Raw genomic sequence first — 12,929 nt, forward strand, 5'->3', positions numbered from 1 at the left:
CGTATTACCTGTTATTCGGAAATATCACACATGATATGTTTCACCCGGGTATACTCATCGAGCGAATAAGAGGAGAGATCTTTTCCGTAGCCGGATTTTTTGAATCCACCGTGCGGCATTTCGGCGCACAGAGGAATATGACTGTTAATCCATACTGTGCCGAAATCGAGATCAATACTGAAACGCTGAGCGCGACTGTGATTGCAGGTCCAGACGCTCGCGGCCAGGCCATATTCCACATCATTCGCCTTGCGCAACGCGTCTTCATCACCAGAAAACGACTGAATGGTCATTACCGGGCCAAACACTTCGTGTTGGATGGCTTCATCATGTTGATGCAGGCCGGAAATTATCGTTGGCTCAAAGTAGAAACCCGGTCCAGGCCCCGCATGACCACCGGTTTCAATTTTCGCATGTGCAGGTAAACGCTCAATAAACCCCTTCACCTGCTCAAGCTGGTTTTTGCTATTCAGCGCGCCATATAACGCATCCTGATCCTGCGGAGGACCAAACTTGATACTTTTCGTTTTTTGGATCAGTTTTTCCAGGAACGTCGCATAGACAGAATCTTCCACCAGGATGCGCGTGGCGGCAGTACAATCCTGTCCGCCATTGAAAAATCCTGCGGTAGTGATGGCAGTAATCGCCTTGTCCATATCTGCATCAGCAAACACGACGGCGGGTGCTTTGCCACCCAGTTCAAGATGGGCCTTTGTCAGGTTAGCTGCTGCTGATGCCGCAACCTGCAGACCAGCGCGTACCGAACCGGTAATCGACACCAATGAAGCCGTCGGGTTAGAAACCACCAGTGAGCCAGTACTGGCCTTGCCCAACACGACGTTAAACGCCCCGCGCGGAAATAAGGGTGCCGCCAGTTCAGCCAGGAGCAGCGTACTTACCGGGGTGGTATCGCTCGGTTTTAAAACTACCGTATTGCCTGCGGCCAGCGCCGGTGCAATCTTCCACACCGCCATCATAAACGGGTAGTTCCACGGTGTGACTTGTCCCACAATGCCCAACGGTTCACGACGAATCGTTGAGGTGAACCCGGCGGAATATTCTCCGGCGGCCTTCCCTTCCAGACAACGCGCTGCGCCGGCAAAAAAACGGATCGCATCGCACGAGGCTGCAATCTCTTCTTTTTCGATAAAATGACGCAATTGACCGGTTTCCTGGCTTTGCGCGTTGACCAGTCGTTCAACATTTTTTTCTATCTCATCCGCCAGTTGCAGCAGTGCTTTTTGCCGCTGGGCTGGTGTCGATTTTTTCCACATGTTAAATGCCGCCGCGGCCGCCGAGTAGGCAAGATCCACCTCAGTCGCACCGGCATTAGGCGATAAGGCGTACGTTTCACCGTCAACCGGACTCACCAGCTCAAACGTGTCTTCTGTGTTACCCGCTACATATTGCCCATTTATAAAATGCTTCAGGGTTCTCATGCCTGTCTCCCGCCAATTAATACATAAAGAAGCTTATGTAATATATATATTGTAAAAATTTTTCAAATGCGCAACATTGACACTATGATAAACCTCGCATTTTTAACTTAAATTTTACATTTTCAGGGTAAGGTTTTTCATCGTCAGCGTGCAGTGCGCTTTGACGCTATCGGGACACACATCCGCCTGTGCAGCGATGTTGCGCGTGGGCATGTAAAATAACGCGGCCATTCTGACCTTTCGTGCCCCGCGGGCATGTGTTAAAAATGGTCGTTGTTTCAGGGAATTGAGTGCAGAAAAGATTATGATTACTCATGCGGTCATATTTGCGCCTATCGGGCAGGTCAGTCGTTCAGACCAGATAGTGCAGCGCCTGTCAAATGCCATTATTACCGGGTTACTGGAGCCAAAAGAACAGCTGCCCAATGAAACCGATTTGGCAAAGATGATGGGTGTCTCACATATTACTATCAGAGAAGCGCTCAACACGCTTCGGGCTAATAATCTTATCCATACGGTTCGTGGCCGTAATGGCGGGAGCTTCGTTTGCGAGAATATTGATGGCAAAAATAGCGCCCTGCATCCGTTTAAATCGATCAGTACCGATTACCTTTCGGATTTAGGCGAAATGCATTGCGCCATTATCAGCCACAGCGCCAGGTTAGCCTCCAGACGCATGACCGCGGCGGATATTGCCAAATTTCGCGAGTTTGTAGACGTGCTGAGGAAAGCCGACTCACCAGAACTGATGACTCAGGCCGATATGCGTTGTTTGCTGGCAATTGCGGCCAGCTCTCATTCAGCACGGCTGGCCAACCAGGAGCTTCAGGTCCAGGCCGAGTGGGCATCACTGGTGGCAATACTCTATCGCGCCGACAATATTCATGCGGAAATTATCGCGCTTTATTCGGCGCTGGCCGACGCGCTAGCCGCCCATAACGAGACCGGGTCAGTCCAGTACGCCACGCAGATCATCGATACGTTTACCTATTACCTTATTGAAAAAAAGCTGAAATATAACTCGAACTGACAATCAGTGAAGGCAGGACAGACCATGAGCTCTTCGACATCCTTAAGCGCATTAATCCGTAAAATTGATGATATTACCGCCTCTACCGTAGAGTCTACCGTTGCGCTGGCGAGGAGCATTCACGAGGCCATTGCCGGTGTGCAAAAAGGCTCTGCCGAAGTTGTCCTCGACCCCGCTGTCAGATCAACGGTTCAGCAACACATCAAGAGCACACTGAACAACAATCACTACTGTTCGGGCGCAGGTTTCGCCAGCCATATTGAGAGAACAGAAACCACCAAAGAATATTGGCTGCTGGAATGGTGGTATAAGAAAGATAATGGATTGAGTCAGGCACATCTGGATTTGGATCAGGCGACGCAACAGCGGCTGGATTTCAGAACCTTTGAGTGGTTTAAGCATTCGCCTCCGGCAGGTGAAGCGTACATCCATGGCCCGTATGTCGACTATATCTGTAACATCTCCTATACCCTAACCTCAGCGGTTCCGGTTTACTATCATGATCAGTTCCTCGGCGTCGCCGCCGTCGATCTGCTGGTCAGTCAGATAGAAGCCGAACTGCTCTCCTGCCCTCACCCTGATTATGTCATTCTGACCAATCTGGAAAACCGGATCATCTTTTCCAGTTGGCCGCGCTTTCGCGTCGGTGAATTATTGTCACCAGCCCACAGCACGGTGGTGTATCAAAGCGACTACTTTATCCTTTATCACTACCAGAAATAGTCCATTCAAGGCTGAGCGTTACCGGATAAGGATGCCAGCGTTGTATCCGGCGCGCAAAGCGTTCGAAATTAAGGGCCCGAAGGCCCTTAGTTTTAGTTATCCTGCCCTATATTGAGCTTCGTGGCATAGGCAATAGCATCGTTTTCCGGTGCAGCCGAGCGGCCAAAAGGTCGGGTAAGGAACATGTAGATCAATCCTGAACCTACCACAATCGCCAGACCAAACAGTACTGTCCAACGGTCGATGAAATCACTGCTGTCAGCTGGCTGCGCCAGTAACCAGATCCCACACAGGCCGTAAGCTAATGCCAGCACGTTTACAATCACGCCCCAACCACCAATCGTCCACTCTCCGGCGGGTTTCCAGCCTTTCAGACGTTGACGCAGCGCGGCCAGTACCACCATCTGGAATGAAATATAAATACCGATCACAGCAAATGCGGTGATACGCGATAAGTTATCTGGCTGGAAATAGACCCAGACACAAATGATAACCGGCAACACGCAGCTGACGACCATGGCATTATCCGGGACACCATTTTTGGAAATTTTGGCCATCCACTCGCTGCCCGGCAGCATTCTGTCGCGAGAGAAAGAAAAGATAAGACGACTTAACGCCGCTTGCAGAGACAGAATGCACGACAGCATCGCGATAATAGCGACAACGATAAAGACCGTCGCACCGGTTTCCCCCAGCGCTTCATTGAGGATTGCCGGGATCGGATCGGCGGTTTTGCCATTCACGATACTCACCAGGTTCGGTGACGCCAGCAGATAGCCCATGACGGAGATAATGGCGGAGATCGCGCCAAACACGATACTTAAAATCATGGCTACCGGAATTTTTTTGCTTGGATTTTGCACTTCCTCTGCAACGTTACCGCACGCTTCGAAGCCAAAGAACATAAACAGGCCCATCAGCGCGGCAGACATAAAGGCGGTGGAATAACTTCCGTCATGTGCCAGTACCCCCATCGAATCAAAGATGACGGAGAAAGGCTGTGAACGGTGGAAAATCAGCAGGTAAATACCCAGCGCAATCACGCTGACGATTTCACACCAGAAACCAATTTTGGCGACCCTGGCCAGATTCCTGGTCCCGGACATATTGACGGCCATCATCAAAAGCAGCAGCAAGACGGAGGTCACCAGCATGGTGGCGGGTGTCTGGCCATAATGAAAGAGTGATTCAACAAATGTTGATGTATATTCCGCGATCGAGGTAATCGTCACCACCAGCGCCCACAGGTAGATCCAGGCGGCGATCCACGCATATTTCTTACCCCACAACCTTCTCGCCCAGGGATACAGCCCCCCGGTGATCGGATATTGAGACGCAACCTCACCAAACACCAGGGCGACTAACAACTGCCCACACGCGACGATTAAAATCCACCACACCGCGGGTGGTCCCGCCAGCGTCACTGCCAACGCGAACAGCGAATAAACAGCGGTGAGCGGTGACAGGTAGGTAAAACCCAACGCAAAATTTGAAATAAGCCCGATCGAGCGGTTGAACTGTTCTTTGCCATCTTTTTGAAAATTATCGTTTTTCTTATCAGGAGTCTGTTCCATATTGCTTTCTCTTTTGTGGAATAGTCGCAGGGTTGAACAATTAATGTATAAAAGATATTAAGTTATATGTATAGTGATTTTGTCGCATATTTGTTAAAACAAATCGCACATCACGTTCCTGAATAAACAAGGGCTCGACTCGATTTAATAACATTTAATTAACATAACGAGTGAATGACGAGAGGTTTTCAGCGTTGGAGGCCTGGACGCTGATGTCGCGCGGGGCACGGGAAAACGCGCACGCCGTTGAGCAGCACCGTCTGCTGCTGGAAGCGAACCGCCATCTGTGGGATACGCTGCCGGAAAAATACGCTGACCTGGTATAAGAACGTGCTTAGTAGCAATAATCGCTGCTGTTCAGCAACATTTTTGCAATATAATGGAATGATGTTAAACGCTGAACCTGGCAGGTGAATGATGGAAATTGATCTCGATAATCTGGTCTTTGATGGGCTGGAAGAAGCGCAAGAGCGTAATGCTGAACGTCTGGAAGATGCGGACAAAAAAGCGCAGGAAATGATTGCTGATAACGACTGCGGCGATGCCTGCAAAATCTAATTTCTGAACCGGCTCAATGCCGGTTTTTTTATAGTCAGCCTGCGCTTCACGCCGTATAACGCAACGCCTCAATCAGCTGTGCAAAGGCTGCGGTATGTTGTCTACGGCTGGGATAGTACAGGTAATAACCGGGAAAAGGTTCACACCAGTCTTCCAGCACTTTTTCCAGCGCTCCCTCTGCTACCGCCTGCTCGACGGTGTCTTCCGGTACAAATGCCAGGCCCATGCCCGAAATCGCCGCACTGATACGCGGTGGAAGATTGTTAAAAATAAGCTGCCCTTCTACCCGCACGCGGAGATCCTGCCCATTTTTGGCAAACTCCCAGGCATACAGCCCGCCCAGGGTCGGCATGCGCATATTGATACAGTTATGATTCTGTAAATCATGCGGGGTTTGCGGTTTGCCATGGCGGGCAAAATAGGCGGGGGATCCCACCACAACCATGCGCCAGTCGGGACCGATCCTGACAGCAACCATATCTTTGGCCACCTGCTCGCCAAGCCTGATACCGGCATCATAGCGTCCCGTCACGATATCCGTCAGGCTGTTGTCGATGGTCATTTCCACATTTACATCAGGATACGCCTGCAAAAACGGCTGTAGTGCAGGCCAGACGGTCGATTGCAACGCATGTTCCCCGAGCGTCAGACGGATATTCCCCGCCACGCGCTGGCGAATATCGGTTAATGCCAGTAGCTCCGACTCAATGTCATCGAAACGCGGACTGATACTGTTGATAAGCCGTTCTCCGGCTTCGGTTGGCGCGACGCTTCGCGTGGTACGGGTCAGCAATCTGACATCCAGTCGCTCCTCAAGCCCGCGAATGGCATGGCTTAATGCTGACTGCGAGACCCCTAACTTCGCTGCGGCGCGGGTAAAACTGCGTTCACGGGCAACGACAATGAGATAATAGAGATCGTTAAAATTATCACGCAGCATGCTTGTTCCCAATCCAGACCTGTTTCGATGTATGTTACAGATCAGAATTGAGATTCAGTAGTATTTCTGCTCATTTTGCACACTTCATTCCAGTACATTTCGCGCGTCAGGCGAAGTTCAGCGTGTTGTTTTATCACGGAACCACTCCGGATCAATGTTGGCGATATCCACCCCATACAGGCTGGCGGCAGGAAGAACAGACTCCACAACACGCTGAAGATTTCGTTCCGCACTATGTTGTGGAGTCTGTGGATGTCGATTCTTTATACGCAACCAAAGATATTTAACCCCGTTCATCTTCTCCGCCTCCGCTGTCTGTTGGGCTCAACTTATTCCAGCGCAGAATGCGTAAAAAATGAAATGCGAATTTTTGCCAACGTTGTGCGCTATTTTGCATTTCAGTTTTTCATTATTTTCACCCGCAATTAACACCCTTTTCACTAATACCATTTTGTATATAGATAAGAATTTTTTCTTATTTGGTCACCGCCGCAAGTTATGGGAGCGTAAAAAGCACAAACCAAAACAACAGGGATTCAAAGAAAATGATGGCAACGACGATTCACAGCACAAAAAAAACATGGCTGGCACTCAGTGTCCTGCTGGCGTCAGGCATTGCCGCGTCATACGCTCAGGCCGATCAACTGGCCGATATCAAAGCCGCAGGCGTGGTAAAAATCGCCACCTTTGACGCCAATCCACCGTTCGGCTCTATTGATGCAAAAACACATAAAATTGTCGGCTACGACGTTGATTTCGCTGAAGCGCTGGCTAAATCACTTGGCGTTAAACTGGAACTGGTCGCCACCAATCCGGCTAACCGTATACCGTTATTGCAGTCCGGTAAGGCCGATTTAATCGTAGCGGATATCACGATTACACCTGAGCGTGCACAGGTTATCAATTTTTCCGCCCCTTACTTCGTTACCGGACAGCAATTCCTCGTTCCGGCAAAATCGCCGGATAAGCTTGATGACTACAGTAAGGCCCGTATCGGTGCGGTGAAAGGGACGACAGGTGAGCAGGCGTTGCATCAGCGTTTTCCACAATCACGTGTGCTGGCCTATGACGATATTCCGCTGGCATTAACCGCACTGCGTAATGGTAATGTCCAGGCGATCACCCAGGACAGCACCATTCTGGCAGGGTTGTTAGGCGGTGCGCCGGATAAAGCAGATTTCAAAATTTTGCCCGACCTGTTGAGCAAAGAAGAAATTGGTGTGGGTGTGAAAAAAGGTGAACCTGCGCTGTTGAAGGCCGTGAACGACGAACTATTAAAGCTCGAGTCAACCGGGCAGGCAGCCAAAATTTATGATGTCTGGTTTGGTCCGCAAACCAAAAATCCACAGCCCCGCGCCTTCAAAATAGAAGCGAAGTAATATGCTCTCAGGCCTTTTTCATCGTCCCGCAGCTTCGGCTGCGGATTTTACGCATCTGCGCCAGGCGCGTGTTGAACTGCGTAATGTCATAAAACACTATGACAATCATACCGTGCTTAACGGCGTCAGCCTGTCGGTTGAACCGGGCGAAGTCGTCACCATTCTCGGGCCTTCTGGCTCAGGAAAGTCGACGCTTATTCGCCTGATAAACCAACTGGAGTCACTGAGCGGCGGCGATATTTTTATTGATGACAAACCAATCGGTCAGCTGCGCGGCCCCACATTGCGTCAGCTTCGCAGCCGGATTGGTTTCGTGTTCCAGCAATTCAATCTCTACACCCACCTGACGGCACAGCAGAACATCACGTTGGCGCTGGAATATGTTCACGGTTGGAAAAAAGCGGATGCTGAGCAACGGGCACTTGAACTGCTGGAACAGGTAGGATTAGCTGAGAAAGCCGATGCGTATGCCGCCCAACTTTCCGGCGGGCAGCAACAACGTGTTGCTATCGCCCGCGCGCTGGCCTCCTCGCCGCAAATCATCCTGTTTGATGAACCCACCTCCGCGCTGGATCCAGAAATGATTGGCGAAGTGTTGCAGGTCATGAAGCGTCTGGCTCATAGCGGTATTACCATGATTGTCGTGACCCATGAAATGCATTTCGCCAGGGAGATTGCCGATCGTGTGGTGTTTATTGATGGCGGCGATATTCTCGAAGTCGCACCTCCTGAGGCGTTTTTCACTCGCCCTCAGCACCCCAGGACCCAACGTTTTCTGAAAAAAGTGCTCGACCCGTTACACCAGGAGTCATCGTTATAATGCATGCAATGGACTGGCAGGGGGTGCTGAGCGGGCAACCTCTGCAATGGATAATCTCTGGTTTTCTGACCACACTTTGGGTCACGCTAGCCGGCGTGGTACTCGCCACGGTGTTTGCCATCTTTCTGCTCAGCCTGCGCCTGACAGGACAGCGCTTTGCGACCACCATAGTCAGCGTGTGGGTCTCTGTTTTTCGCAATACTCCTTTACTCGTCCAACTGATGTTCTGGTACTTCGCTGCATGGAATCTCCTTCCTCGCGACGTGATTACCTTCATTAATGCGGAACACTCCTGGTCCATTCTGCCGGGGGATGTCTGGTGGTTAACGCCGGAGTTTCTCTGCTCCGCATGGGGACTGGGTGTCTTTACCTCGGCCTTTCTGGTCGAAGAGGTCGCCTCCGGTTTACAGGCTGTTTCTGGCGGGCAGCGCGAGGCAGCCATAGCACAGGGGTTTTCGTCATGGGCGACGTTTCGTCACATCCTGCTCCCTCAGGGGCTGGCAAATGCCTGGCAGCCGATCGTGGGGCAATATCTTAATCTGATGAAGCTGTCTTCATTGGCCAGCGGCATTGGCTTTGCAGAACTGACATACCAGGTACGGCAAATTGAAAGCTATAACGCCCATGCGTTGGAAGCCTTTGCCGTCGGCACGGCACTCTACCTGCTGACCGGCATTGTACTGGGGATGTTGTTAACCCGTCTTGGTCCTGTGTCTGCAGCAGGTAAACCGTTGGCGCGTAAAACACGCATATTCCGTTTCAGGAGCCTACTGCATGATCGCTAATATTTCGGTTATTACCGACAATCTGGACTACCTCCTGTGGGGGCGGGTCACAGAGGGGCAACCGGGGGGCGTTCTGCTCACGCTGTTGATGGCGATTGGCGCAGCGGCACTGGCGCTTCCCGCTGGGATCGCACTCGCCTGCTGTGCCTGGCGTTTTCCTGGGGCGATACGTAAGGGGCTGTTTATCTGGGCAGAGTTTATTCGTGGTATTCCGTTAATCTTCGTGATTTTCTGGATGTGGTATCTGTTGCCCATGCTCACAGGCAGTGATTTACCGGGAGCCATAACCGTTACGCTGGCATTGGCCTGGTTTACCGCCGCCTCGGTGATGCATTCTGTGTACGCAGGTATCACTGCGCTGCCAGGCGGTCAGTATGATGCGGCCATCGTTCAGGGGTTTCGTCCGCTCCAGGCGCTCGGGTTAATTCTGTTGCCGCAGGTTCTGCGCAACGTACTGCCCTCGCTAACGGGGATTTTTATCGGGCTACTCAAGGACACGTCGCTGGCATTTATCGTCAACGTGCCTGAACTCACGACGGTTTCGGGTCAGGTTAACAACCGGGTACAAATTTACCCGGCGGCCATTTTTGTCTTTACCGGACTGGTCTATTACCTGCTGTGCTTTAGCCTGGAGAAGATCACTCAGCGTCGGTTCGCGTTGAAATAGCAACACGGCTCAACATGCCACAAATTGATGGTCTTCGTTGAGCCGATACTTCACCCCTGCGCGAATGTTATTTTCACCCTCAATAGCCACCGCAAAGCGCATTCTCTTACCGTCGTGATAGGCAAGAGCCGCGCATCCGCCGGGGCCGAGAATTATTGAATCGACCACGCCAGTACTGGCAATAACAGTGTTTTCTCCGTTGGCCATGATCTGCACGTTGTCCGCGCAGTTGGCGATTTTCGACTCTGCGCCAAAACTGGCTATCTGGGTTAAATCACCGCTGCTGGCGATACGACTTCTGTCACCCAGCGAACTGATGCGCACCCGCATACCCGTACTGGCCATTCGTGTACCGCCTCCCACACTACTGACTCGTGTGGAGTTTCCTGCGATGGCAATACGGCCACGCTCACCGGAGCTGGCAACATGAGCGTTATAACCCACGCAGCCAATACGTGCGCTGTAACCTGCACTGGCAATCTGCGCGGCGTACCCGGCGCTGACGATTTTAATGTTATCGCCCGCGCTACCGAGACTGTCGCCATCAGCCGCGCTCGCCAATTGTTTACCGTTGTCGTCTGCCGTCTGTGGACAGACAACACGGCCCATCGCACAGATATCCTGCTGGACAAAATTCTCTTCATCCTGCCATCTTGACCAGCCGTATTCCACGAGGCTATCTGCCCAGTCACTATACCCTTCCTGCTGGAGTGCACGGTGCACCTCCGCATAGCTGCCTCCTTCAGGAAACGCACGCAGAAACCAGCGATACATCACGGGCCCGACGCGCCAGGCCCGTAAGTCACCACGCGTAATCATCATCTCTTAATGCCGGTGATAGCCATCCACCATGCACTTAAAGGTTTCGCCCGGTGTGCGTCCAGTGGTGCAGAGATAAAGATGTCCAAAAATGAAAAACACGCTCACGACAGCCAGCGCAAAGTGCGCCTGCAGCAACCAGTAACGTACGCCAGGGAACAGATCGCCCACAGCCTGTGGGTACAGGGATAGCAACCCGGAGATCAGCAGTAGCGGCAGCAAACCGTACATCACGCCGACATACGCCGCCTGCTGTAACGGATTGAATTTCGAACGCGTTGATGCCGGGAATGGATGCGCTTCGCCCTGCATAATGCCAAACAGGTAAAATCGCGTCTGCCTCTGCGCCCGGCCGATCCAGCCCTGACGCTGAATAATATAGTGATGCCCGTTCCCCCCAATCAGGTTAATCAGGACAAAACCAATCCAGCAGGCAAGCAGCAAAAAGCCACAGACCTCATGCACAGTCAGCAGGCTTTTCATCACTGGGGCACTGACCGCAGTGAAATGATTTAGCAGGCCGCTGGCCAGCAGCAACAGAAATAATAGCGCATTCGACCAGTGCCACAAACGGACAGCTTTCGAGTATAAATAGACCTTCTCTCCGTGTCCTGCAGACGCTTTATTCGCTGAACGAAAGCGCAACATTGCGTGGAGTGCCAGCACCAGCCACATCCCCACCAGCATTAACCCGGCGAAAACCAACCAGACAGGCCAGTAATCCGGCGAAAACATTGGGACGTACTGCGCAAGCTGTGCGTGAAACTGTTCGGCATTCTGCGACGCGTTCATACATTATCCTTTTTAATCAAATGTTGACCGAACCGACGATACAGATGGGGCTTCCCGGCGCCTGCAAGTTGATATTCGTAGTACTTGTTTTCCCGCAACCAGGTCTGAATTTCCGGGCTGTCCTCACGGCCAAAAATCAACGCGTGTTCTGGACAAGAATTGACGCAAATTGGCGGGAAACCTTTCGCCAGACGTGATTCGGCGCAGAAGTCGCATTTATCCGCCACTTTGGTTTGTGGGTTGAGATAGCGTACCTGATACGGACATGCGCCAATGCAGTAACTGCAGCCGATACAACGAGAGGTATCGACTCGCACAATCCCGTTTTCATCTCGCCAGGAAGCACCGGTCGGACACACCTCAATGCAGGGGGCATCGTCACAATGCTGACAGGACTGACGAAAATAGTGATACAGCGTTTCGTTATCGTTATCCGTTACCGGGATATGGGCTATTGATAAACGACTCCCCTGAACAGGAACATGATTCGTTTTCCTGCACGCTCGGGCGCAAATATTACATCCGTTGCACAATGATTCGTCGTGGATCATGACATAACGAACGTTTTTAGTACTCTTCGTACTCGCTAACAGGTTTTGGCCTGGGCCGGTGAAAAAAAACACCGTCCCCATGCCAATGACAAATTTTCGTCGGGTGAAGGACATCGGGTTATCCTCTAATGCTGTGACAGTGATCGTCCACACGTTCCATGACATCAACCTGAAAAATTCAGGGGTTCTGATACTGCTCAACCTCAAGCCATTCGCACAGGCCATACGCTTTGCCGTAACTCATAAAGCGCTCGCTAAACAGATAAGGTTCCGCATTCGACGATTCCACAGCACGTATGTCTGCATAATCAGGATGCGTTTCCATTGCCGTGAGCGCCGCCGTAACCTGCTCAGGTTCAAAGTGGTATGGCGGTTGCGCCAGCATGGCGACCTTATAGGGGCGAGGATACGTTTGGCAGTCAAAACGTACCGCTTCTGCAATGGCACGGCAGATATCATTTTCCACCACCTGCACACACATCTCGGCGTAGTTTGCCGTCATGGTTTGCGTCGAGTAGAAGTAGGTATCCTCTGACCCCTGGATACAGAGAATATCTGCGTCGGATGCATGCTGACACATCGCGTCCAGCAGCGTAGCCAGGTCACTTTCAGGAACCGAATAAGGTGGCAACAGAAACACGCTGCGTGCCACCAGTTGACCTGAAGCAGAATGCTGGCGGATAAAATCCGCCACTATCGACTCCGGACTGGTGGGTTCCTGAATTAATGACGAACTCTGGTGTGCGACAGGCTGGTGTAACGCGTGCAGCCACTGTCTCTTTTGGCTATCCACGTCATCACCATGCACATCCTCTGCAGCGGCCAGGTCGTTACTCACGTACGTCATCTGCG

The 12,929-nt window shown here is 51.7% G+C and carries 15 protein-coding genes; 7 read left to right on the forward strand and 8 right to left on the reverse strand.

All coding sequences use genetic code 11. From position 1 onward, the window contains the following. Nucleotides 1–11 precede the first annotated feature (11 nt). The gene (locus HV041_RS10060) at nt 12–1,439 is read right to left on the reverse strand and encodes a gamma-aminobutyraldehyde dehydrogenase (protein WP_048211815.1); all 1,428 of its coding nucleotides are present in this window, start codon (nt 1,437–1,439) and stop codon (nt 12–14) included. A 304-nt stretch (nt 1,440–1,743) separates the two neighbouring features. Here HV041_RS10060 and HV041_RS10065 point away from each other — a divergent pair, with 304 nt between their 5' ends. After that, nucleotides 1,744–2,469 carry a GntR family transcriptional regulator gene (locus tag HV041_RS10065; RefSeq protein WP_040233767.1) on the forward strand — a complete coding sequence of 242 codons (726 nt, stop codon included), beginning with the start codon at nt 1,744–1,746 and terminating at the stop codon, nt 2,467–2,469. A gap of 24 nt (nt 2,470–2,493) precedes the next feature. Continuing rightward, the gene (locus HV041_RS10070) at nt 2,494–3,192 is read left to right on the forward strand and encodes a cache domain-containing protein (RefSeq protein WP_121584571.1); all 699 of its coding nucleotides are present in this window, start codon (nt 2,494–2,496) and stop codon (nt 3,190–3,192) included. 92 nt (nt 3,193–3,284) lie between these two features. Here the strand turns inward: HV041_RS10070 and HV041_RS10075 are convergent, their stop codons facing one another. Further along, nucleotides 3,285–4,766: an APC family permease gene (locus HV041_RS10075; RefSeq protein ID WP_048211817.1), complete on the reverse strand. Its 1,482-nt coding sequence runs from the start codon at nt 4,764–4,766 to the stop codon at nt 3,285–3,287. Nucleotides 4,767–5,183: 417 nt separating this feature from the next. Here HV041_RS10075 and HV041_RS10080 point away from each other — a divergent pair, with 417 nt between their 5' ends. Beyond that, nucleotides 5,184–5,324 carry a hypothetical protein gene (locus tag HV041_RS10080; RefSeq protein ID WP_086523654.1) on the forward strand — a complete coding sequence of 47 codons (141 nt, stop codon included), beginning with the start codon at nt 5,184–5,186 and terminating at the stop codon, nt 5,322–5,324. 46 nt (nt 5,325–5,370) lie between these two features. On the opposite strand, the gene HV041_RS10085 is transcribed toward HV041_RS10080, so the two are convergent. Then, nucleotides 5,371–6,264, reverse strand: coding sequence for a LysR family transcriptional regulator (locus HV041_RS10085; protein WP_048211818.1), 894 nt, complete (start codon nt 6,262–6,264; stop codon nt 5,371–5,373). A 117-nt stretch (nt 6,265–6,381) separates the two neighbouring features. Then, the gene (locus HV041_RS10090; protein ID WP_071887336.1) at nt 6,382–6,561 is read right to left on the reverse strand and encodes a hypothetical protein; all 180 of its coding nucleotides are present in this window, start codon (nt 6,559–6,561) and stop codon (nt 6,382–6,384) included. Nucleotides 6,562–6,809: 248 nt separating this feature from the next. On the opposite strand from HV041_RS10090, the gene HV041_RS10095 reads away from it, so the two are divergent. From HV041_RS10095 to HV041_RS10110, 4 genes are read left to right on the forward strand one after another with little or no spacing between them, the layout of a single operon-like run. Further along, nucleotides 6,810–7,643: an ABC transporter substrate-binding protein gene (locus HV041_RS10095; protein WP_121584570.1), complete on the forward strand. Its 834-nt coding sequence runs from the start codon at nt 6,810–6,812 to the stop codon at nt 7,641–7,643. Nucleotide 7,644: 1 nt separating this feature from the next. Beyond that, nucleotides 7,645–8,463 (forward strand): amino acid ABC transporter ATP-binding protein, encoded by an 819-nt coding sequence (locus HV041_RS10100; RefSeq protein ID WP_121584569.1) that lies wholly within the window; start codon nt 7,645–7,647, stop codon nt 8,461–8,463. Then, nucleotides 8,463–9,248: an amino acid ABC transporter permease gene (locus HV041_RS10105; protein WP_116360135.1), complete on the forward strand. Its 786-nt coding sequence runs from the start codon at nt 8,463–8,465 to the stop codon at nt 9,246–9,248. Before HV041_RS10100 ends, HV041_RS10105 begins: the two co-directional genes overlap by 1 nt. After that, on the forward strand, nt 9,238–9,915 hold the full coding sequence (locus HV041_RS10110) for an ABC transporter permease subunit (protein WP_121584568.1): 678 nt from the start codon (nt 9,238–9,240) through the stop codon (nt 9,913–9,915). The genes HV041_RS10105 and HV041_RS10110 overlap by 11 nt, the downstream gene beginning before the upstream one ends. A 9-nt stretch (nt 9,916–9,924) precedes the next feature. Here HV041_RS10110 and ydhT read toward each other — a convergent pair whose 3' ends face one another. From ydhT to HV041_RS10130, 4 genes are all read right to left on the reverse strand, one after another. Beyond that, nucleotides 9,925–10,737, reverse strand: coding sequence for a protein YdhT (gene ydhT, locus HV041_RS10115; protein WP_061067814.1), 813 nt, complete (start codon nt 10,735–10,737; stop codon nt 9,925–9,927). A gap of 3 nt (nt 10,738–10,740) precedes the next feature. Beyond that, a complete protein-coding gene (phsC, locus tag HV041_RS10120; RefSeq protein WP_061067813.1) occupies nt 10,741–11,526 on the reverse strand; it encodes a thiosulfate reductase cytochrome B subunit in 786 nt (261 codons plus the stop codon). Then, the gene (locus HV041_RS10125; protein WP_165712573.1) at nt 11,523–12,191 is read right to left on the reverse strand and encodes a 4Fe-4S dicluster domain-containing protein; all 669 of its coding nucleotides are present in this window, start codon (nt 12,189–12,191) and stop codon (nt 11,523–11,525) included. Before HV041_RS10125 ends, phsC begins: the two co-directional genes overlap by 4 nt. A gap of 64 nt (nt 12,192–12,255) precedes the next feature. Further along, entirely contained in the window at nt 12,256–12,924 is a 669-nt protein-coding gene (locus HV041_RS10130) for a YdhW family putative oxidoreductase system protein (protein ID WP_121584566.1), read from the reverse strand. Nucleotides 12,925–12,929 lie beyond the last annotated feature (5 nt).

Origin of the sequence: Citrobacter sp. RHBSTW-00029 (genome assembly GCF_014104295.1) — a bacterium.
GTDB classification, from domain to species: Bacteria; Pseudomonadota; Gammaproteobacteria; order Enterobacterales; family Enterobacteriaceae; genus Citrobacter; species Citrobacter youngae.